Consider the following 20,426-nt stretch of genomic DNA (forward strand, 5'->3'; position numbering starts at 1 on the left):
GGAGCACGGAGTGAAAGCAGAGAGTGCCGAGAGTAACATCCTGGGCTACTCGCAGGGCAGCCCCACGGTGCTGCGGATACTGCTGGGCACCCAGTTGCGTCGGCTACGCACGGAGATGGGTATTTCGCGGGAGGACGCCGGGTACGCCATCCGGGCCTCCCACGCCAAGATCAGCCGGCTGGAGCTGGGCCAGGTCAGCTTCAAGGAGCGGGACGTCGCCGACCTGCTCACCCTGTACGGCGTGCATAGCCCCGCCGAGCGGGCCCCGCTGCTCGAGCTGGCGCGTCAGGCCAACGCGCCCGGCTGGTGGCACAAGTACGGCGATCTGCTGCCGAGCTGGTTCGAGGTCTACATCGGCCTGGAGGGCGCAGCCTCGGTCATCCGCACCTACGAGAACCAGTTCATGCCCGGCCTGCTCCAGTCGCCGGCCTACGCCAGGGCCGTGATCAGGCTGGCCCACGAGCGCACTCCCGAGGAGGAGATCGAGCGCCGCGTCAAGCTGCGCATGACCAGGCAGGACCGGCTGGTGGGCGACCGTCCGCTCAAGCTCTGGGCGGTAATCGACGAGGCCGTCGTGCGCCGCTCGCCCGGCGGCGGGCCGGAGGTGATGCGCGAGCAGATCCAGCACCTGCTGGACATGACCGCGAGGCCGAACGTCACCGTGCAGCTGATGCCCTTCGACCGGGGCGGGCACGCGGCGGCGGGCGGGCCGTTCACCATCCTGCGCTTCCCCGAGCGGGAACTGCCGGACGTGGTCTACATGGAGCAGCTCACCAGCGCCCTCTATCTGGACAAGCCAGCCGAGTCGGAGCACTACATGCAGGTCATGGACAGGCTGAGCATTCAGGCCGAATCCCCAGCAGAGACGCGGCGGTTCCTCGAGAAGCTGTGATTCACCCCATATAGGGATTTTTGGTCATCACCTATATGGCGATCACTGCGCTCCCGTATCCTCGGCTCGCAACCACCGATGCACGTGCATCTGTAAGCGCGCAAGGAGCGTGTCCATGCATGAGTTCCGTAACGGAACGCCCGCCGGACGGCTATCCGTAGTCTGGCGCAAGAGCAGGTGGAGCAACCCCAACGGCAACTGTGTCGAGGTGGCTCCCCTGCCGACGGGGGAGGTGGCCATGCGAAACTCCCGATTCCCCGACGGACCCGCGCTGGTCTACACGCGGGCGGAAATGACCGCTTTCGTCCTTGGTGCCAAGGACGGGGAGTTCGATGACCTGATCGCCTGATCCGGGCGTGTCATGACAATGCGTGTCTGTCGATGAACTTAGAGTCATCGACATGGACGCGTTGGATGTCGCGCGCTGGCAGTTCGGGGTCACCACGGTGTACCACTTCCTGTTCGTGCCGATCACGATAGGGATGTCGCTGCTGGTGGCCATCCTGCACACGATCTGGGTACGAACCGGCAACCCCTCCTATCGCCGGGCCACGAAGTTCTGGGGGAAGCTTTTCCTGATCAACTTCGCCATGGGCGTCGTGACGGGAATCGTGCAGGAGTTCCAGTTCGGCATGAACTGGAGCTCCTACTCCAGGTTCGTGGGGGACGTCTTCGGCGCGCCCCTGGCCATGGAGGCGCTGCTGGCCTTCTTCCTGGAGTCAACGTTCCTGGGGCTGTGGATCTTCGGCTGGGACCGGCTGCCGAAGGGGATTCACCTGGCCTGCATCTGGGTGGTGGCGATCGGCAGCGCGGTGTCGGCCTACTTCATCCTGGCCGCCAACGCCTTCATGCAGTGGCCGGTCGGCTTCAAGCGGGCGGGCGGCCGGGCCGAGCTCACCGACTTCGGCGCCGTGCTGACCAACAAGGTCGTGCTGTCCGCGTTCCCGCACACGATCCTCGCCTGCTGGCTGTCGGGCGGTGCCGTCCTCATGGCGGTCTCGGCCTGGCACCTGGCCAGGAAGCGCGACCTGGACGTCTTCCGTCCCTCGATGCGGCTCGGCGCGATCGCCGTGCTGATCGGCATGGTCGGCGCGCTGCTGTCGGGCGACCAGCTGGCCAAGACGATGACCCAGACCCAGCCGATGAAGATGGCCGCCGCCGAGGCGCTCTACGAGACCGCGCAGCCCGCGCCGTTCTCCCTGTTCACCATCGGCACACTGGACGGCACCCAGCCCATCTACTCGCTGGACATCCCCGGCCTGCTGTCGTTCCTGGCCACGGGCTCCTTCGACGGCAAGGTCCAGGGCATCAACAACCTGCAGGCCGAGTACCAGCAGAAATTCGGCCCCGGCGACTACCGCCCCTACATCCCGATCGCCTACTGGGGCTTCCGCCTCATGATTGGTTTCGGTCTGCTGGCCGCGCTCGTAGCGCTTGTCCTTATCTGGGTGACCCGCCGCGGGAGGCTCCCTGAGAAGCGCTGGTTCTGGCGGGTGGCCGTCTGGTCGATCGTGCTGCCGGTGCTCGCGCACAGCTTCGGCTGGATCTTCACCGAGATGGCGCGCCAGCCGTGGATCGTCTTCTCGCAGATGAAGACGGTTCAGGGGGTCTCGCCGTCCGTCTCGGCCGGCACGGTCCTGCTCTCGCTGATCGTCTTCACCCTGCTGTACGGCGCGCTCGCCGTCGTGGAGCTGGGCCTGATGATCAAGTACGGCAGGAAGGCCCCACCGCCCGACGAGGTGCCCGAGGACGGCGGCCCCCTGGCCTTCGCGTACTGAGGAGGACGGCGATGACGCTCAACGACGTGTGGTTCGTGGCGATCACGGTGCTGTGGGTCGGCTACTTCGTGCTCGAGGGGTTCGACTTCGGCGTGGGGATGCTGCTGCCGCTCCTGGCCAGGGACGACACGGAACGCCGGGTGATGATCAACACGATCGGGCCGGTATGGGACGGCAACGAGGTGTGGCTGATCACCGCGGGAGGCGCCACGTTCGCGGCCTTCCCGGAGTGGTACGCCTCGCTGTTCAGCGGGTTCTATCTCGCGCTGCTGCTGATCCTGGTGGCGCTGATCCTGCGCGGGGTGGCCTTCGAGTACCGGGCCAAGCGGGACTCAGAGCGGTGGCATGCCGGGTGGGACAGGGCCATCGTGTTCGGCTCGGTCGTGCCGGCGCTGCTGTGGGGCGTGGCCTTCGGCAACATCGTCAGGGGCGTGAAGCTGGACGCCCGGCACGAGTACGTGGGCACGTTCTGGGATCTGCTCAACCCCTACGCGCTGCTCGGCGGGCTGGTCACGCTGACGCTGTTCGCCACGCACGGCGCGATCTTCCTGGCGCTGAAGACCAAGGGTGAGATCAGGCAGCGGGCCCGCGGGCTGGCGCTGAAGACGGGCGTGGTGGCCGCGGTGCTGGCCGTGATCTTCCTGGTGTGGACGCAGTTCCACGGCGGCAACGCCGTGACGGCGGTCGTGGCCGGGGTGGCCGCGCTGGCGTTCGCGGGCGCGCTCGGGGTGTTGGCCGCAGGCCGGGAGGGCTGGGCGTTCGGGCTGTCGGCGCTCGCCATCGGCGTGGCCGTGATCAGCCTGTTCGCGGTGCTCTACCCGAACGTGCTGCCCTCGACGCTCAACCCGGCATACAGCCTGACAGTGATCAACGCCGCCTCCACGCCGAAGACGCTGGGCATCATGACGTGGGTCGCGGTGATCTTCCTGCCGCTGGTGCTGCTCTACCAGGGGTGGACGTACTGGGTGTTCCGCCGCAGGATCGGCGTGCACGACATTCCAGCCTGATCAGGCAGTTGTCCCGACCGGGTTCGCCGGGGCCACGGGCATGGAAGGCCAGGGCCCCGGATCATCGGGACAACTGCGTGATCACGCGGAAGTGGCCGGGTGTGTCAGGCGGCGGAGATGCCGGCGCTGGCGGCGCGGCGCATACGACGGCGACGCTCGGAGGCGCGCTCGTCCTCGTTGAGACCGCCCCACGTGCCGTACTTCTCCGGACGGGACAGCGCGTAGTCAAGGCACTCGCTGCGGACCGGGCAACCGGCGCAGATCGCCTTGGCCTTCCGCTCGCGTACGTCACGCTCGGGCTGCCGCTCCCCATCGGGGCCGAAGAAGAGCACGAGGTCCTCACCCCGGCACGCGGCATCATCCTGCCAACCCCAGCTGGGGCGCGGGCGGGCGAGCTGCCGACGTACCTGAGACATGAGAAAACCACCTTCGTGAGAGGTATTTCGCTGATAGAGCCGCATTGGACGCTTTCGGCGTCACTGTTCCAACGCAGGGGTTAGCCGTGATGTTCCCGTGATCAGGTAAGAGCCGGCGTGGCGTACCGCACAGGCGCGAGCCTGTCCAGCGAAACCAGCCGGTAGGTGGTGATCGTCTCGGCGCAAGCCGTACCACACGGCGCTTGGAGCGCCGATGGCTCAACCACAACCTGGAACCGGACGTCGCCGACGCGCACAATGGCTTCGGTGACGTCACCGTCCGACCTGGAGGATTCCACGGCCACCGCGCCGAGCGAGCACTCTCCCGTATGGGCTCGGGCAAAATGCTCTACGGCCTGCAATGGCTCAGGGATGCCTGCGCGTCCCCGGAGACGGTCGAGGGTGACCTCGCCCGACCGGTACGCGTTTACCGCTGCGATCGCAGCAGCCTGAGACATGCTGCCGTAGAAAATTCCGTGTGGCAAGCACACGAGGTTGGCGGCGTAGCGATCGCCGCCAACGTGTGACGTTTCCCACACTCTGTCCGGCAGAATTTCCGCCAGCTCACGAGCGAGGGGTAGTCCAATGCGGGCGCAGCACGCATTGCGCTTGGCGTGCGTGCAGACCAGAAATACCGGCTCGTCTTCAAGTATGCAGGACTCCGGGACCACTCCGGCCACCAGCGCGTCCAGATCAAGATCGTCAGGACCTGCGATGACGCCGCTGGCCAGCCAGGGATCGGGCCCGCTGCCGTAGGCCACTAGCACACGGATCCCTTGGTCCCGCGAGCGGGTGCGCCTTCCGGGGCGGCGGATCAGCTGGGGGCGGACGCCGCGGTCGAGGGCCCGCCGTACGAGCTCGGAGATCTCCTCGGGGAGTGTCAGATTCTCCAGGTGCGAGGGCCACGTGCCGGTGTGCTCGATGAGCAGCCAGAGCCGTGCGCCCACGGTCGCGCTGGCGAACGTGGGCACCGCGCCCGAGTGGCAGCCGTCCGGATGCGCGCAGCCCCTGGCCAAGTCTCCCCCGCCCGTCTCCCCGTCCGAGAATTAGGTAAGACTAACCTAACGGGAAGGTGGCCGGCACGCCCGGCGCGCCGCCGCGAGCGCCGCCAGGCGGTCCTCCGGGACGAGGCCGATCCTGGTGCGGCGGTCGAGCAGGTCCGACTCGTCTAGCGCGCCCTCGTGCCGCACCGACCAGAGCAGGTCGCCCTCTGTCAAGCCGAGCCCCACCTCCTCGGGGTGCTCCCTGACGAGCCGGAGCGCCAGGTGCGCCTCGCCGCCGTAGCGCTCGGCCAGCCGGGCCGGCACGCCCGGCCGTACCGGGCCCGCGCCGGCCAGCGGGAGGGTGGAGGTGCGACTCGGGCCCGCGGGGAGGTTCGCGAACGAGACCGCCCGGTCCACCGCGTCCTCGGCCATGCGGCGGTATGTCGTGAGCTTGCCCCCGACGACCGTGATGAGCCCGTCGCGGCACAGGACGGCATGTTCGCGGGAGATGTCCGCCGTGCTCCCTTCGGCCGCCAGCAGCGGCCTGAGGCCCGCGTAGGCGCCCGCCACGGCCTGGCGTGGCACCGGAGCGCCCAGGACCGAGTTGAGGAGGTCCAGGAGCGTCCTGATGTCCTCCTCTGGAGCTTCGGGGACGTCGGGGATCGGACCGTCGACAGGCTCGTCCGTCAGGCCCACGTACACGCGCCCGTCGGCCTGGGGGAGGACCAGGGCGAAACGGTTGAGCGAGCCAGGGATCGGCACGTGCAGCCCGGTGCGGAGCCCCGGCAGGGAGCGCAGCACCAGGTGGGTGCCGCGCGAGGGACGCAGCTCGACCGACGGGTCCAGCTGGCCCGCCCACACCCCGGCCGCGTTGATCACCACCCTGGCCCGGATGTCGAGCTCCTGGCCGGTCAGCTCGTCGCGCACCCGGGCGCCGTGCCCCGACAGGCTCAGTGCGCGGCACCGGGTCAGGATCCTGGCGCCGTGCGCGGCGGCCGTCCTGGCGATGGCCACCACCAGGCGGGCGTCGTCCAGGAGGCGGCCGTCCCACGACAGCAGCCCGCCGCGCAAGCCGTACTCGCGCACGACGGGGGCGGCGGCGCGGGTGCGGGCGGCGCTCAGCCGGGACGGGCCCGGCAGCAGGCGGCGCGGGGTGCGGGCGGCGGCCCGCAGCGCGTCGCCGAGGCGGTAACCGGTCATCACCAGGGACGCCTGTGCCCGCGAGACCTCCGGGGTCAGCGGCAGCAGGTACGGATGCGCCCTGACCAGGTGCGGCGCGGTGACGCGCAGCAGCGCGTCGCGCTCGACCGCGCTCTCGTAGGCCACGCCCACCTGGCCCTTGGCCAGGTAGCGCAGCCCGCCGTGGATCATCTTCGAGCTCCACCTGGAGGTGCCGAACGCCAGGTCGTGCGCGTCGATCGCGGCCACGCTCAGCCCTCGCGAGGCCGCGTCGAGCGCGGCGCCCGCGCCGGTCGCGCCCAGGCCGACGACCAGCACGTCGACCTGTTCCTCCGCCACCTCCCGCAGGTCGCGGGCGCGGCGGTCGGCGTTCAGCGAGCTATCCAAGGTATCCCTCCAGCAGTGCCGTGAGCTCGTCGTCGAGGTCGCCGAGCGTCACCGGGTCGAGCATGGTCGGCGCCGACAGCAGGAACGACTGCGCCACCAGCAGCACCGCCCTGGCCTTGCGCGCGTCGCCTGTCGCGCGTTCGAGCACCGCGAGGATCGCCTCGTGGCTGGCGCCCCTGCGCTGGATCAGGTACGGCAGCAGCAGCTCGGGATCCGCCTCCACGATCTTGCGCCAGAGCGGGTGCTCGCGCAGCGCCCTGACGCCCTCCACCACGGCCTTGACCGGGTCGGACGCGACGTCCAGTCCCTCGATCACGCGCACCCACTCGCGGGTCATCAGGTCGCCGACCAGGGTGCGCACGTCGGGCCAGCGCCGGTAGATCGTCATCCGCGAGACGCCGGCCCTGCGCGCCACGTCGGTCAGCGTCGTGCGCCGCACGCCGTAGGCCAGGACACAGTCCCGCGCCGCGTCCAGGACATCCTCATTGTGACGATTCGACGGCATGTGTCACAGTGTAGACATGCTGTGGTTGGGATGGGGCGACCCCGAGCGCGCCCGCGAGCTGCCGGATCAGGTCCGGGCGCTGCTGCACGACCTGCTCGGCGTGCGCCCGCCGGCCGGGCCGCCGGTCTCCCTCGAGGAGGTACGGCTGCCGCCGGCTGCGCCGGTGCCCGCCTCGCTGGCCGAGATCGTCGGTTCTGCGCACGTGCTGACCGACCACGAGAGCCGGGTGCGGCACACGCGCGGCAAGTCCACGCCGGACCTGATGCGCATCCGGTCCGGGGACGGGTCGGCTGCGCCGGATGCCGTGGTGCTGCCGGGGACGCATGACGAGGTGGTCGCGCTGCTCTCGGCGTGTGCCTCGGCACGCGTCGCCGTCGTCCCCTTCGGCGGGGGCACCTCCGTCGTCGGCGGGCTTTCCGCGGATAGAGCGGGATACGCGGCGGTGATCGCGCTGGACCTTCGCAGGATGTCCCGGCTCGTCGAGGTGGACGCCGAGTCGCGGCTGGCCACGTTCGAACCCGGCGTGACCGGTCCTGAGGCCGAGCGCCTGCTGGCCGCCCACGGGCTCACGCTCGGCCACTTCCCGCAGTCGTTCGAGTACGCCACGCTCGGCGGCTTCGCCGCGGCCCGCTCCAGCGGCCAGGCCTCGGCCGGGTACGGGCGCTTCGACGACATGGTCGCCGGGCTCACCCTGGCCACGCCGAGCGGCACGCTGACGCTCGGCCGCGCCCCCAAGTCCGCCGCCGGGCCCGACCTGCGCCAGCTCGTCCTGGGCTCGGAGGGCGCCTTCGGCGTCATCACCTCACTGCGCCTGCGGGTGCGCAAGGCGCCTGCGGAGCGTGTCTACGAGGGGTGGCACTTCCCGTCCTTCGCCGCGGGGTCCGCCGCGTTGCGGGCGCTGGCCCAGGACGGGCCGCTGCCCACCGTGCTGCGCCTGTCGGACGAGACGGAGACCATGATCGGCCTGGCCCGCCCCGACGCGATCGGCGGCGCTTCCGACAACGGCTGCCTGGTGATCGCCGGCTACGAGGGCACGTCGGTCGACGACCGTCGCCGTCAGGCCGCCGGCGTCCTCACCGGTCACGGCGGCACGCCCCTCGGCGAGGAGCCAGGAAAGTCCTGGGAGCACGGCCGCTTCTCGGCCCCCTACCTGCGCGACTCGCTGCTGTCGGTCGGCGCCACCGTCGAGACGCTCGAAACGGCCGGCTTCTGGTCCACCCTGCCCGGCCTGTACGACGCGGTCCGCAGCACGCTCGCGGACTTGCTCGGGAACCCGCTCGTCATGTGCCACATCTCGCACGTCTACGAAACGGGCGCATCCCTCTACTTCACCGTCGTCACCTCCCACGGCCTCCAGACCTGGGAGAACGCCAAGGAGGCGGTCAACACCGCCATCATCCAGGCAGGCGGCACGATCTCCCACCACCACGGCATCGGCCGCGACCACCGCGACGCCCACGCCACCGAACTCGGCCCCCTGGGCGCGGAAGTCCTACGCGCGGTGAAGCACCGCCTCGACCCGACCGGCATCATGAACCCCGGCGCCCTGATCCCCTGACCCCTCACCCAGGACGCCGCGGTAGTCCGCGCGCAGATGCGTGCCGGGGCTTTGCCGTACAAGATCATGGAAGTATAAGGTCGTCCCGATTTGGGGGGTATGGGAGACTTCACGGGTGACCAGCGCCCCCACCAAACGCGAGAGCACTTCACCCGATCGGATCCGTGGGATCCAGCGCCGCACGCTGGCGGTCCTGTCCTCCGCGCAGATCGTGGGCGGGGTCGGGGTCGCGGTGGGGCTGGCGCTGAGTTCCGTCGTGGTCGACGAGCTGTCGGGCTCCACGGTGATCAGCGGGTTCGCCGGGACCGCGACCGTGCTGGGGGCGGCGTTGCTGGCGCTGCCGATCGCCAAGGCCGCCGGCAGGGGAGGGCGCCGGGCCGGGCTGGCCCTGGCGTACGTGGCCGCGCTGGTCGGCTGCGCGATCTCGGTCGCCGCCATCACGATCGGCAACTGGCCGCTGCTGCTGGGCGGGCTGGTGCTGGTGGGCGGCGGCAGCGCGGGCAACCTGGCGGCGCGCTACTCGGCCACCGACCTGTCGCCGCAGGGTCACGCCGGGCGCCACCTGTCGCTGGTCGTCTGGGCCGCGACGTTCGGCTCCGTGGCCGGCCCGAACCTGGCCAAGCCCGCCGACCAGATCGGCATGAACGTGGGCCTGGTGGAGAAAGCGGGCCCCTTCGCCTTCGCGGCGCTGGCCTTCGCGCTGGCGCTGATCGTCGTCGTGGCCGGTCTGCGCCCCGACCCGCTCAAGCTGGCCCGCCGCCTGGACGGCACGCACGCCACCACCGCCAAGCATGAGCGCGCCGTCCGCGACGCCTGGCGGACGCTGCGGGTCACGCCGATGGCCCGCCGCGCGCTCGTCATGATCGCGGTGAGCCACACGGCCATGGTGTCGGTCATGTCGATGACCCCGGTCAAACTCCACCACGACGGCTCGACCCTGGACATCATCGGCCTGGTGATCAGCCTGCACATCGCCGGCATGTACGTTCTGTCGCCCGTGGTGGGCTGGCTGGCGGACAAGGCGGGCAAGATACCCGTGCTGATCCTGGGGATGGCGCTGCTGCTCAGCGCCGCCGTCCTCGCGGGTACGGCGGGCCACCACGTCTGGCAGGTCACCATGGCCCTCGTGATCCTCGGCCTCGGCTGGTCGTGCGGTCTCGTGGCCGGATCCGCCCTGGTCACCGAGTCGGTGCCGATCGAACGCCGCCCCGCGGTGCAGGGCCTTTCCGACCTCCTCATGAACGTCTGCGGCGCCACGGGCACCATCGTCGCCGGCGCCATCGTCGGCGGCCTCTCCTACGGCTTCCTCGGCCTGGTGGTCGGCATCATGGTCGCCGCCGCAGGCCTCTGGCTCCTCATAACCTGGCGCCGCCAACCCGCCTGATCCGCCGCCGATCTCCCGTGGTTTCTGAGGGGCTACTTGGCGTCGGCGTAGGTGGTTACGGGGGTGGCTTGCATGGGGAAGCGGACTGGGGTGTTGGCGAAGAGGAGGGCGGTGGCTTGGGCGGCGGCGGTGGTGACGGCTTCGATGACCGCGTCCGCCTGGGCGCTGGGGCAGTGGACCATGACCTCGTCGTGCTGGAAGAAGACCAGCCTGGCCGGCTCCGGTAGCAGGCCGCGCAGCACCGCCATGAGGGCGAGGGCCCACTCCGCGGCGGTGGCCTGGACGACGAAGTTGCGGGTGAAGCGGCCGCGGTCTCTGGCGGCCCGGGCGCCCTCCGGTCCGGACACCAACGACTTCCAGTGCTCCGAGGGCGGCGGGCAGGTGCGGCCGAGCCAGGAGCGCACCAGCCGCCCCTCCTCGCCGCTCCGGGCGGCGTCCTCCACGAACTGGTAGGCCTTGGGGAAGCGCTGCCGCATCACCGCGAGCAGCTTGGGCGCGTCGCCGCTGGTCCCGCCGTACATCGCGGACAGCATCGCGATCTTGGCGTTGTCGCGCTCGCCGCCGAAGGACTGGGCCAGCGCCGAATACAGGTCGATCTCCCCCGCGGCCCTGGCCAGCCCGGTGTCGCCGGCCATGGCCGCGAGCACCCGCGGCTCCAGCTGGGCGGCGTCGGCCACGACCAGGATCCAGCCGTCGTCGGCCACCACGACCTTGCGCATCACCTTCGGGATCTGCAGCGCCCCGCCGCCGCTGGTGGCCCAGCGGCCCGACACCACGCCGGCCACCACGTATTCGGCGCGGAAGCGGCCCTCGCGCACCCACTGGTCGGCCCAGGCCCAGCCGTGGAAGCTGTAGAGGCGGGCCAGCTCCTTGTAGGCCAGCAGCGGCGCGATCGCGGGATGCTCGATCTGCTTCAGCTCCCACGACCGGGTCGTCTTGAGCGCCACCCCCGCGCCCTTGAACGCCTTGACCAGTTGCTGCACCGAGTCGGGGTTGATCGCCTGCCCGCCGAAGGCCGCCGAGATCTCATCGGCCAGCGCCTGCAGCTTGGCCGGGCGCATGCCGTGGCGGGGGCGGGGGCCGAGCAGCTCGGTCAGCAGCGCGTCGTGCACGTCGCGGCGCCACGGCATGCCGTCGTGGCCCAGCTCGGCGGCGATGAGCGCGCCCGCCGACTCGGCGGCCACCAGCAGGCGGAAGCGGCCGGGGTCGGGCAGCGCCTCGATGCGCCGCAGCTGGTCGTGCAGCACCTCGGCCAGCTGCCCGGCGGTCAGCTCCGGCCGCTCGGGCTCGAACAGCGTGTCCTGCCTGGCCGTGTGCTCCTCCTCATTGGCGGGCACCTCCAGCCCGTGGAGTCGGGCGTAGGCGGCTCGGGCGGAGTGCGGCTCGCCGTACCTGCCCTCGTGGCCGAGCAGGAGGCCCTCGGTGAGGGCCAGGTCGTGGCAGCGGGACAGGCGCAGGCCCGCGCGCAGCAGCGGCGGGTAGGCCGTGCGGGCGTCGGCCCACACCCAGCGCGGGCGCTGCCGCTCCAGCTCGGGCAGGTCGCGGGCAGGCCGGGGCGCTCCTCCGGCAGGGAGGAGCGTGTCGCCCGCCAGCACCACGTACACGCTCCCAAGAGTGCCAGGCGGCTACGACAAAGCGATGACCACCTCGTCCTCGAGCGGCGGGTCGACCTCCTGCGGCAGGCAGCCGGTGGCGGCGAAGCAGCGGATCGTGAGCCGGTCGGGGGTGACGGCGAGGTGGAGGAACTGTTTGAAGAACGGCGGGGTGTCCCAGTCGGACAGCTCCGACAGGTACCGGTGGAAGACGGTTTCGACGGGCAGGCGGAAGCGCGAGTTCCAGACGCCGCCGAGCAGGCGGGCGGCCAGCCGCATGCGCCAGGTGATCTCCACCGGCTGCGGAGCCCTGACCGGGGTGTTCCCGATCTGCTCGGCCATGATCGCGGACGCTTCGGCGGGGGTGAGGTAGAGCCACTTCATGTGCAGCCGCTGCGCGTACAGCTGGCTGTAGAACGACAGGGAGTCGCCGCGCAGCGGATAGCTCCTGAACTCGTCCTCGTGCACCCCGGCCACGTCCACCCGGGGAGTGGTGTGGGTGGCGTGCATGAACGCGCCCCCTCCGCCGGACACGAGGTACTGGATGACCCGGTCGCCCACCTTGACCGGATAGCGCTGGTAGTGGTGGACATCGCCGCCGATGGCCGCCACGTAGCGGTTGGCCGGATCGCGGATGATGTCGTCGATGGTGCCGCCACCCTCCAGCTGTGAGGGCTTGTGCGCGTTGCGGGTGTAGATGGGCTTGCCTGTGACCAGCAGCTTCGGCCTCGGGTCTCGCGAGGTACGGCGCAGCCACTCGGCCTGGTCGCGGTCGATGGAGCCGTCGATGCCCGTGTCGACGCCGACGATGAGCAGGCTCGGCGTCTCGATCGCCCAGTAGGGGCCCGGCTGGACCGCCCGCTGCGACGGCCTGTCGCGCAACTTCCTGGCCTCGGCCAGCCCGCCCTCGTCGATGGTCTCCGGCCTGCGCCACAGCAGGCCGCGCAACCCGGGATCCGGCGCGGGCTTGAGCGGGTGGGCGTCGCAGAAGACCCGCATGAAGCCGCCGAGCCCGTCGTACCAGTCGTGGTTGCCCGGCACGGCGTAGATGGGCGCGTCGTAGTCCTTGTAGGGGCGGAAGAACTTGTCGCAGTACTCGTTGCCCGATCCAGCCGGATAGAGCACGTCGCTGGCGATCACCGCGAAGTCGGTCTCCTCGCCCAGCTTGAGCAGCCCCGGCACCACCGCGTACTGCGAGGCGTCGCCCTCACCGGTGTCGCCGAGCAGCAGGAACGAGAAGCTCTCACCCACCTCCGGCCTGATGCGGAACTCCGGGTCGGCGCCGCGCGCCTGCTGTGAGGCCATCCAGCGCCGCCGCACCTGCCCGGAAGGGTCGCCGAGCAGTCCCGCCACCACCTGGTTGCGCGAGTGCCACAGTGTCCGCGGGTTGAACCAGGAGAAGCTGCCCTTGTTCGGCCTGAGGTCCTTGAACGTCCCGATGCGCCGGCACCGCCAGCCGGCGCCCTCCTCCGAGACCCGTGACGAGGCCTGCCTGCCACGCTCTGCCGCGACTTCCACCATGTCCCTATCTTTACCGCGATCATGCACGCCGGGCAGCGGGTCAAATGGTTCTGTTACTCGGAGTATCTGTGCGGTAACCTCAAGCCCCGAACAAGCGGTTGCCTAGGCCGGGGGCTTTCTATGGCCAGGAACGGTTTTGACGACGCGGTACGGCGGGGCACCACAGGAGCCGAGGCGGTGGAGGGCCTGCTGGCGCACGCCCGGACGCGGTCCAGGCGAGGGGCGGTGAAGGCGTGCGAGGAGGCGGTCTCGCTCTGCCGTGACCTGGCGCAGGCGAATCCCGCCGCCTACGAGCCGCTGCTGGCCCGGGCGTTACGCACCACGGCCAGGGCGCTCCTGAGGGCCCGCCGTCCCGAGGACGCGCTGACCCGCGCGGAGGAGGCGGTCGCGCTCAGCCGCCCTCAGGGCGGTGCGCCGCTGGTGGTCGCGCTCGCCTGCCTGGCCGACGTCCTCAGCGCCCTCCACCGCGACGCCGAGGCCGCCGAGGCGGCCGCCGCCGCGGAGAAGCTCGCCCAGGAAAGCTCCTGACACCCCCGGGGCTCAGGAGAGGACGACGACGGGGTCGCCGACGGTGAGGAGGCCGGGGGTGTCGGGGATGAGGTTGATGGCGAACCAGGTCTTGCCGTCCCAGCGGCGGTGGCGGGCCAGGGTCCGGATCGGCTCCTTGCCCTTCTGGTAGGTCTCGGGGTCGACCGTGGTGAGCACGCAGCGCGCGCACCCCTTGGTGACGCGGAAGGTGATCTCGCCGATGCGCAGGCGCCGCCAGTCGTCTTCGGCCCAGGGCTCGGCGCCGTCCACGACGACGTTGGGACGGAAGCGGCGCATCGGCAGCGGCTCGGGCAGCTCCTCGCCGCGTTCCACGGCCGTCTCGGCGATCCAGTCGTTGAGCTGCGCCAGGGACGACGTGGACGCGAGCAGCAGCGGATACCCGTCGGCGAGGCTGACGCGGTCGTCCGGCTCGCCGTACTCCGGGTCGACGGGGCGGCGGGTCGGGTCGTCCAGCCACAGCAGCCGGACGGGGGCGTCGACCAGCGCCGACAGCCAGGCGGCCGCGTCGTCGCCGCAGTCGGTGAGCTTCATCTCGGTACGCCACACCTCGACGGGCGCCATGTGGTCGGTGGGCGTGACGCGAAGCGGGGCGGCGTGCGGGCCTGTGAGCGTCAGGCCGCCGTCGGGGTCCAGGCGCGGGTGGCAGGCCAGCAGGCGGGGCTCTTCGCGGGCGGTCAGCATCTCGCCCTTGGCGTCCACGATGAGGTAGCGCCGGTCGCCGGCCAGGCCCCAGGGCTCCACCTGCGCGTGCTGGACGTCGTGACCTCGGGTCGACTTCACGGGGTAGTAGTGGATGCTCGCCAGCCTCATGCCGCCGACCGTATCTCAAACGCCACGGGTGCTAGCGGGTGGGGCGGAAGGTGGACAGGAAGGTCCTGCGGGTGTCGGCCTGGTCGTCCCACTTGAGTTCCGGCAGGTCGAAGGTGACTTTGAAGGCCGTGGCATCGTCGGTCGTGACGTAGCGGGTCAGGGCGTGCATGGGGACGCCGTTGGGCAGCGTGTAGGTGTACTCCCAGTCGGCGGCCTTCCAGTCGCGGTACTTGACCGCCTGCAGCTGCACCTGGATGTAGCCGTCGACGCCGCCGGCCGCCTCCTCGTGGCCCAGCTCCGACAGGCCGCCGTCCGCCTGGGGCGTGGCGTGGACGACCTTGATCTTCATGCCCGAGTCCTTGGGACCGGTGAAGGTGGCCTCCGTGCTGGAGGAGGTCAGCTTCCAGCCGTCGGGCACGGCCGCGGTGAAGCCGGGCGGGGTGAACTCCTTGAACCCGCCGGGCGGGGCGGCCGTCTGGCCGGGATCGGCGCTCTGCTGGGCGGTCAGCGGGGTCGCGGAGGTCGCCGGGGTCTGCGTGCCGCCCGAGGTGAGGAACGCGAACGCCGCCACGGCGGCACCGGCGGCGGCCACCGCGGTCACGATCAGGCGGACGGTGGGACGGCCGTCGCGGATCCAGCCGCCGCCGTCGTCCGCGGGGCGCCGCCGGCCCTTCAGCGGCCGTTCCGGCAGCGCGTGGCCGCCCGAATGCCCGGGACGCAGGGCGCGCGACAGGTCCCTGGAGTGCTCGCGCAGGTCGTCGGCCGAGGCCAGCGGCCATGGCGCGGCCTTGGCGTCGGTGGTCAGCGGCAGGATCGGCTGCGGACCCGACGGGCTGCCGAAGGACGGCTGCTGGTGCGCGCCGCCGAGCGTGGGATACGGCCCTGACGGCCCGCCAAAGGCGTCGGGCACGGGAGCGGGCGCAGGCGCGGGCTCAGGTGCCCGGCGCGGGGAGTCGAGGACGTCGGGAGTCCTGTGCGGGGTGTCGAGGACGTCGGGAGTCCTGTGCGGGGTGTCGAGGACGTCGTGCGGAGCCTCCGCGGGGCCGGAGTGCGCGGGAAGGGGCCCCGAGTGGCTGGCGAAGGCGTCGAAGGGCCGCTGCGGCAGCTGGTCCGTGCGATGCGCCCCCGAAGGGCTGTCGAACGGCATCGCGTATCCGCCCGACGGGCTGGTCAGCGGATCGTACGGCACGCGGACGGGCCCGGAAGGCGTCTCCACGATGCGGGAGGGCATCGGCCCCGAGGGCGGGTCGAGCGGCGGCAGCAACCCGGCGGGCGTCGAATCGCCCTGGGTGGGCAGCGTGCGCGGCGGGTTCGATCCGTGCGCCCGCAGGACCTGCTCGAGCTGCTCGCTCACCTGCTCCGCGGTGAACCGCTCGGCGGGGTCCTTGCGCAGCAGCCCGTCGATCACCGGCAGCAGCGCCCCGGCCCGCTGCGCCCGGATCGGCGGCTGGGTCAGCACGGCCCCCAGCACCGCGATCGCGTCGGGCCCCTCGTACGGCGGGCGACCCTCGACCGAGGCGTACAGCGTGGCGCCGAACGACCACAGGTCGGCCGCGGGCGTGATGGGCTGCCCCGACAGCCGCTCCGGCGGGATGTAGGCCGGCGACCCCATCAGCAGCCCGGTCTGGGTGATGGTCACGTCGCCCTCGATCGCGGCGATGCCGAAGTCGGTCAGCACCACCCGGTCGGAGGTGAGCAGCACGTTGCCGGGCTTGATGTCGCGGTGCAGGATCCCGGCAGCGTGCGCGTGCCGCACCGCGTCGAGGACCCGGATCCCGATCTCGGCGGCCTGGATCACGGGCAGCGGGCCGCTCTGCCGTACGGCCTGCTCCAGCGACCAGGCGCGGACCAGCTCCATGACGATCCAGGGGCGGCCGTCCTCCTCGACCACGTCGTGCACGGTGACGATGCCGGGATGCGTGAGCCTGGCCGCCGAGCGGGCCTCGCGCAGCATCCGCCGGTGGGCGACCTGCTTGCCCGCGTGGTCGAGCCCGAAGGGGAGGATGAGCTCCTTGACCGCCACGTCGCGGTCGAGCAGCACGTCGTGGGCGTGCCAGACCATGCCCATGCCGCCCCTGCCGACAGGCGACATGAGCCGGTAGCGCCTGCCGATCAGTCGGCCCTGGCTCTGCGACGGCGGAGGCGGAGGTGGAGCGTCTCCGTGCCCGCTGAGCAAGCGGTCGGCTGCCATGTCCCGCCCCTATCTTCCGCCTCAAATGTCACATTCGCGCCACGCTTCCAGATTATGAGATTCGCCACGATATAGGCAGGTTGTTCAGAAACGGAAGTTAACTGCTCGGCTGACCTGCGGTGACGTCGGCTGCCAGGGCGGCCAAAGCGCTGGTGAACGCCTCGACGGGCGGCCTGACGAGACCCGCGCCGACCTGACCCGTGCCGGCCACGCGCCCGGCGATGCCGGTGTTCACCACGGGCAGCAGGCCCGTCCTGGCGACCAGGGTGACGTCGATCCCGGCGGGCGTGCCGCGGAAGCCGAGCCCGGGGATCTGGTAGGCGGGATGTTCGGCGAGCGTGATCTCGTACATGGACCGGGTGGCGGCCACCGCGTCGGACACGTCGCCGCCGACGAAGCGGACGATCGCCGGCGAGGCGGCCATCGCGAACCCGCCCAGCCCGGACGTCTCGGTGATCGTGGAGTCGCCGATGTCCGGGTTGGCGTCGTCGGGGCCGTAGGCGCCGAGGTACAGCCCGTCGGGCACGCCGGCCGGGCCGGTGAACCAGCGCCCGCCCAGCCCGGAGACCTGCACGCCGAAGTCGGTGCCGTTGCGCGCCATGGCCACGACCATGGTCGAACCGGGGATGCCGCGGGCGGCGTCCGTGGCGGCCTTGGCGGCGGCCATGCCGATGTTGAGGAAGAAATGGTCGTTGCCGCCGATGAACCGCAGCACCTCCGCGGCCTCGCCACAGGTCTCGGCCAGCGCCGGGGCGAGCTCGCGCAGCAGCAGCGAGGTGGCGGCCCGGTTGCGGTTGTGCAGCTCGTCGCCCATCTGCAGCGCCTGGGCGATCATCGCCCGCAGGTCGAGCGGCCCGCCGGCCTCCAGCGCCGCGGCCAGCGCCGGGCCCAGCACGCGGTCCATCCACCGCAGCCTGTCCAGCACCTCGGGACCGTAGGCGCCGTAGCGCAGCACCTTGCCCAGGCCCTCGTTGAGCGAGCAGTAGGCGGTGCCGCCGTGCTCGGCGTCGCGCACCTCGAACACCCACATCGACGGGCTCAGCACACCCGCCATCGGCCCCACCGCGGCGTGCTCGTGGCACGGCTCCCACCGCACCTCGCCCGCTGCGAGCCTGGCCTCGGCGTCCCGCTCGTCCGCGGCCAGCCCCTCGAGCAGCATCGCCCCGATCAGCGCGCCGCGCAGCGGGCCGGACGCGCGATCCCAGGTGATCGGCGGTCCCGCGTGCAGGAACATCCCCTCGGGCAGGATCTCGGCGGCCCGCCGTACTCCCACCAGGAAGGGACGCGCGGAGGTCAGCTTGTCCACGGCGAGCTCGTTGGCGGCCTCGCGGCGCGGATCGGCCATCAGCGTGGCCAGCGCGTCCTGGGTGCCGGACAGCGGCGGATGCCAGGCCACCGGCGTGGTGGGCACGGCCTGCGCCCGCAGCGACTCCTCGAGCAGGCCGGCGCCGGCGGTGATCACCCTGGGCGGGCCGGAGAGCAGGCTCACAGCAGGCTCCCCGCGTATCTGGCCGCCTGGGCGTTGGAGGTGAAGACGGACGCGCCCGCCTCGCGCAGCGCGGCCGCCTGCCGGTGCAGGTCCTGCGGGTCGCCCTCGGTGCCGACCAGGGCGACCACCACCGTGGCCGGGCAGCGGTGGATGGCGTGCACCAGCCACGAGGCCGGGTCGGGGTCGGCGCCGTGGCCGAGCACCACGTCCATCAGCACCACGTCGCCCCTGTCCACCTTGGTCATCGCCTCCACGCGCAGCATCGGGTCGATCATCGGGTGCGCGCGGCCGCGGGTGTAGGCGTCGTCGCCGTAGTCCACGAACTCGCCGCGCCCGGCGATCGCCGCGGCCTCGGCGCACAGCGTGCCGCCGGAGTAGATGCCGCGGATCGTGCCCGTCACCGGCTTGCCCGACCATCCGGGCCAGGCGGGCCAGTCGGGCACGGACCTGCCCAGCGCGCGCAGCGCCGCCTCCGCCGCGGCGGTCAGATCGATCTCGCCGATGATCGCGCTCACCACCTGCTTCTTGGGAATCTCAGGTACGGCTCCCGCAGCCTTGGAGACCAGCACGATGAGCCTGGTGGCCGGGTCCTCGTCGAGCAGGCGCAGCGCCCTGGCCGTGGAGCGGCCGCCCACCTCCGGGGTGAGGTCCCTGCCGCCCACGCCGAGCACGTGGCTGGTGCCCACGCCCGCCAGGTCGAGCAGCGAGGTGATCTGCTGGGCGCCCGTGCCCGAGGCGGCCACCACGCCCACGGGACCCGGCCTGACGACGTTGGCGAAGCCGAGCCCGGCCCCCGCGATGATCGCGGTGCCGCAGTCGGGACCCATGACCAGCACGCCCTGCTCGTCGGCCCGCCGCTTGAGCAGCACCTCCTGCTCCACGGGCACGCCGTCGCTGAACACCATCACGTCCAGGCCCGCCTCGACCGCGTCCATGGCCTCGCAGAAGGCGTGCTCTCCCGGCACGGACACCAGCACCAGGTTCCCGCCGCCGGCGCGGACGGCCGCACGGGTGGTCAGCGGCGGCTGCTCGGCCGCCTGGACGGACGGGCTCGACAACGCCCCCAGCTGGCGGTCGAGCTCGTCCGCCGCGGCGTCCACGTCCTGCCCGCGGATGGCCACCAGCAGGTCGCCCGGCTCCGCGGCGGGAAGGTCGAACCCCAGGTCGCGCGCCACGCCCTGGTTCAGCTCGGTCGCCATCGCCACCGTGGCCACCTGGACGCCCGGCAGCTCGGACAGCGCCCGGCTCACCCGCATCAACGCCACGGAGTCGTGATAGACCCCGCGCCGCACCAGCACCAGATCGCGCGTCACGTGCCGCCCCCCGCGCCCATGCCGACGATGGCCGACAGGCCGATGGCGATGCCCTGGGTGAGGTCCGCCCCCGAGGTGTGCCCCAGGGCGTGCAGGCGCAGCAGCGCCGGCTCGAGAGGGTGGCCGCCGGCGACACAGCGCAGGACGTCGATCACCTCGGGGCTGGCCTCGCCGCGCGCCGCGCAGTGCAGCAACGTCGCCGAGATGGGCGTCGTCCGCGTCCGGGCGTCGAAGGTGACGGTGGCCGCGAGCCAGCCCGCCAGCCACACCGCCCGCTCCGCGCCCGCGGCCCCGCCCAGGTGCCGCAGCGTCACCAGCAGCCCTGCCAGGACGTCGTCGCCGCTGGGCGTCAGGCCGGGGCCGAGACCCACCAGCTGCTCGGCCGCCGTCACCGCGCCGAGCAGCCACCCCGACGCGCAGCTCTCGGCGAGCAGCGCCACCGCGGCGTTCCCCGCCAGCCCGGCGCCGTGCGGTACCACCCGGGGCAGCGCCTCGGCCAGCCGTACGAGATCGACGGGGCCGAGCGGCGGCGCGGGATCCCACCAGCGGCGCGCGCGCAGGCTCAGGTGGCCCAGCTCGACCGAGCCGTCGCCCACCGACGCCTCGTCACCGACCGTGACGTGCGGCAGCTCCGCCGCCAGCAGCACCGAGTTGGGCAGGCGGGTGGCCGCCCCGGTGATGACGGCGATCACCGACGGCTCCAGATCGGTCCTGACCTCGAGGTACACCCCGGCAGGGAAGGCCGCGAGCACGCGCGCGGGGCGGCGCGGAGCCTCGAGCACGGGGCGTACGGCTGTGCTTGCGGCGCCCGTCACGTGCCTGGTGCGCGTACCGACGGTCACAGGAGCTCCCTTCCGATCCTGGACCTGACC

General features: G+C 71.8%; 18 protein-coding genes. 7 read left to right on the top strand and 11 right to left on the bottom strand.

The features are described from left to right. The first annotated feature begins 10 nt into the window (after positions 1-10). The 4 genes from ACIBHX_RS03810 (at position 11) to cydB (ending at position 3,677) form a co-directional block, all read left to right on the top strand. Positions 11-892: a helix-turn-helix domain-containing protein gene (locus ACIBHX_RS03810; RefSeq protein ID WP_397063901.1), complete on the top strand. Its 882-nt coding sequence runs from the start codon at positions 11-13 to the stop codon at positions 890-892. A gap of 115 nt (positions 893-1,007) precedes the next feature. Beyond that, on the top strand, positions 1,008-1,241 hold the full coding sequence (locus ACIBHX_RS03815; protein WP_214320123.1) for a DUF397 domain-containing protein: 234 nt from the start codon (positions 1,008-1,010) through the stop codon (positions 1,239-1,241). A gap of 52 nt (positions 1,242-1,293) precedes the next feature. Beyond that, positions 1,294-2,670 (top strand): cytochrome ubiquinol oxidase subunit I, encoded by a 1,377-nt coding sequence (locus ACIBHX_RS03820; RefSeq protein WP_397063903.1) that lies wholly within the window; start codon positions 1,294-1,296, stop codon positions 2,668-2,670. Positions 2,671-2,681: 11 nt separating this feature from the next. Further along, entirely contained in the window at positions 2,682-3,677 is a 996-nt protein-coding gene (gene cydB, locus ACIBHX_RS03825; protein WP_397063905.1) for a cytochrome d ubiquinol oxidase subunit II, read from the top strand. A 104-nt stretch (positions 3,678-3,781) separates the two neighbouring features. Here the strand turns inward: cydB and ACIBHX_RS03830 are convergent, their stop codons facing one another. The 4 genes from ACIBHX_RS03830 to ACIBHX_RS03845 form a co-directional block, all read right to left on the bottom strand. Continuing rightward, positions 3,782-4,093 (bottom strand): WhiB family transcriptional regulator, encoded by a 312-nt coding sequence (locus ACIBHX_RS03830; RefSeq protein WP_397063907.1) that lies wholly within the window; start codon positions 4,091-4,093, stop codon positions 3,782-3,784. 101 nt (positions 4,094-4,194) lie between these two features. After that, positions 4,195-5,064, bottom strand: a complete 870-nt coding sequence (locus ACIBHX_RS03835; RefSeq protein ID WP_397063909.1) for a sucrase ferredoxin — start codon at positions 5,062-5,064, stop codon at positions 4,195-4,197. A 90-nt stretch (positions 5,065-5,154) separates the two neighbouring features. Further along, entirely contained in the window at positions 5,155-6,642 is a 1,488-nt protein-coding gene (locus ACIBHX_RS03840) for a glycerol-3-phosphate dehydrogenase/oxidase (RefSeq protein ID WP_397063911.1), read from the bottom strand. Beyond that, complete coding sequence (locus ACIBHX_RS03845) at positions 6,635-7,147, bottom strand: TetR/AcrR family transcriptional regulator (RefSeq protein WP_397063913.1); 513 nt, start codon at positions 7,145-7,147, stop codon at positions 6,635-6,637. The genes ACIBHX_RS03840 and ACIBHX_RS03845 overlap by 8 nt, the downstream gene beginning before the upstream one ends. Positions 7,148-7,163: 16 nt before the next feature. Here ACIBHX_RS03845 and ACIBHX_RS03850 point away from each other — a divergent pair, with 16 nt between their 5' ends. Together ACIBHX_RS03850 and ACIBHX_RS03855 are read left to right on the top strand one after the other, a co-directional pair. After that, the gene (locus ACIBHX_RS03850) at positions 7,164-8,705 is read left to right on the top strand and encodes an FAD-binding oxidoreductase (RefSeq protein WP_397063915.1); all 1,542 of its coding nucleotides are present in this window, start codon (positions 7,164-7,166) and stop codon (positions 8,703-8,705) included. A 115-nt stretch (positions 8,706-8,820) separates the two neighbouring features. Continuing rightward, complete coding sequence (locus ACIBHX_RS03855; RefSeq protein ID WP_397063916.1) at positions 8,821-10,089, top strand: MFS transporter; 1,269 nt, start codon at positions 8,821-8,823, stop codon at positions 10,087-10,089. 32 nt (positions 10,090-10,121) lie between these two features. Here the strand turns inward: ACIBHX_RS03855 and ACIBHX_RS03860 are convergent, their stop codons facing one another. After that, positions 10,122-11,693 (bottom strand): bifunctional 3'-5' exonuclease/DNA polymerase, encoded by a 1,572-nt coding sequence (locus ACIBHX_RS03860; RefSeq protein WP_397063918.1) that lies wholly within the window; start codon positions 11,691-11,693, stop codon positions 10,122-10,124. Between the two features lie 21 nt (positions 11,694-11,714). Continuing rightward, complete coding sequence (locus ACIBHX_RS03865) at positions 11,715-13,202, bottom strand: metallophosphoesterase family protein (RefSeq protein WP_397063920.1); 1,488 nt, start codon at positions 13,200-13,202, stop codon at positions 11,715-11,717. A gap of 120 nt (positions 13,203-13,322) precedes the next feature. Between ACIBHX_RS03865 and ACIBHX_RS03870 the strand changes: the two genes are divergently transcribed. Continuing rightward, positions 13,323-13,730 (top strand): hypothetical protein, encoded by a 408-nt coding sequence (locus ACIBHX_RS03870; RefSeq protein ID WP_397063922.1) that lies wholly within the window; start codon positions 13,323-13,325, stop codon positions 13,728-13,730. A 12-nt stretch (positions 13,731-13,742) separates the two neighbouring features. Here the strand turns inward: ACIBHX_RS03870 and ACIBHX_RS03875 are convergent, their stop codons facing one another. The 5 genes from ACIBHX_RS03875 to ACIBHX_RS03895 form a co-directional block, all read right to left on the bottom strand. Next, on the bottom strand, positions 13,743-14,561 hold the full coding sequence (locus tag ACIBHX_RS03875; protein ID WP_397063924.1) for an MOSC domain-containing protein: 819 nt from the start codon (positions 14,559-14,561) through the stop codon (positions 13,743-13,745). A 31-nt stretch (positions 14,562-14,592) separates the two neighbouring features. Next, positions 14,593-16,752: a protein kinase gene (locus ACIBHX_RS03880; RefSeq protein WP_397063926.1), complete on the bottom strand. Its 2,160-nt coding sequence runs from the start codon at positions 16,750-16,752 to the stop codon at positions 14,593-14,595. Positions 16,753-16,849: 97 nt separating this feature from the next. Continuing rightward, positions 16,850-18,241, bottom strand: a complete 1,392-nt coding sequence (locus ACIBHX_RS03885; protein ID WP_397063928.1) for a DUF1116 domain-containing protein — start codon at positions 18,239-18,241, stop codon at positions 16,850-16,852. Continuing rightward, a complete protein-coding gene (locus tag ACIBHX_RS03890; protein ID WP_397063930.1) occupies positions 18,238-19,554 on the bottom strand; it encodes an FdrA family protein in 1,317 nt (438 codons plus the stop codon). Before ACIBHX_RS03890 ends, ACIBHX_RS03885 begins: the two co-directional genes overlap by 4 nt. Further along, positions 19,551-20,396 (bottom strand): DUF2877 domain-containing protein, encoded by an 846-nt coding sequence (locus ACIBHX_RS03895; RefSeq protein WP_397063932.1) that lies wholly within the window; start codon positions 20,394-20,396, stop codon positions 19,551-19,553. Before ACIBHX_RS03895 ends, ACIBHX_RS03890 begins: the two co-directional genes overlap by 4 nt. Positions 20,397-20,426: the final 30 nt, after the last annotated feature.

The sequence above is a fragment of the Nonomuraea sp. NPDC050536 genome (assembly GCF_044457685.1).
GTDB lineage: Bacteria > Actinomycetota > Actinomycetes > Streptosporangiales > Streptosporangiaceae > Nonomuraea.

Coding starts and splice junctions, on each gene's coding strand:
- ACIBHX_RS03880 (WP_397063926.1), bottom strand. CDS start 16,752: ATGGCAGCCGACCGCTTGCTCAGCGGGCACGGAGACGCTCCACCTCCG.
- ACIBHX_RS03870 (WP_397063922.1), top strand. CDS start 13,323: ATGGCCAGGAACGGTTTTGACGACGCGGTACGGCGGGGCACCACAGGA.
- ACIBHX_RS03875 (WP_397063924.1), bottom strand. CDS start 14,561: ATGAGGCTGGCGAGCATCCACTACTACCCCGTGAAGTCGACCCGAGGT.
- ACIBHX_RS03845 (WP_397063913.1), bottom strand. CDS start 7,147: ATGCCGTCGAATCGTCACAATGAGGATGTCCTGGACGCGGCGCGGGAC.
- ACIBHX_RS03850 (WP_397063915.1), top strand. CDS start 7,164: ATGCTGTGGTTGGGATGGGGCGACCCCGAGCGCGCCCGCGAGCTGCCG.
- cydB (WP_397063905.1), top strand. CDS start 2,682: ATGACGCTCAACGACGTGTGGTTCGTGGCGATCACGGTGCTGTGGGTC.
- ACIBHX_RS03830 (WP_397063907.1), bottom strand. CDS start 4,093: ATGTCTCAGGTACGTCGGCAGCTCGCCCGCCCGCGCCCCAGCTGGGGT.
- ACIBHX_RS03815 (WP_214320123.1), top strand. CDS start 1,008: ATGCATGAGTTCCGTAACGGAACGCCCGCCGGACGGCTATCCGTAGTC.
- ACIBHX_RS03820 (WP_397063903.1), top strand. CDS start 1,294: ATGGACGCGTTGGATGTCGCGCGCTGGCAGTTCGGGGTCACCACGGTG.
- ACIBHX_RS03865 (WP_397063920.1), bottom strand. CDS start 13,202: ATGGTGGAAGTCGCGGCAGAGCGTGGCAGGCAGGCCTCGTCACGGGTC.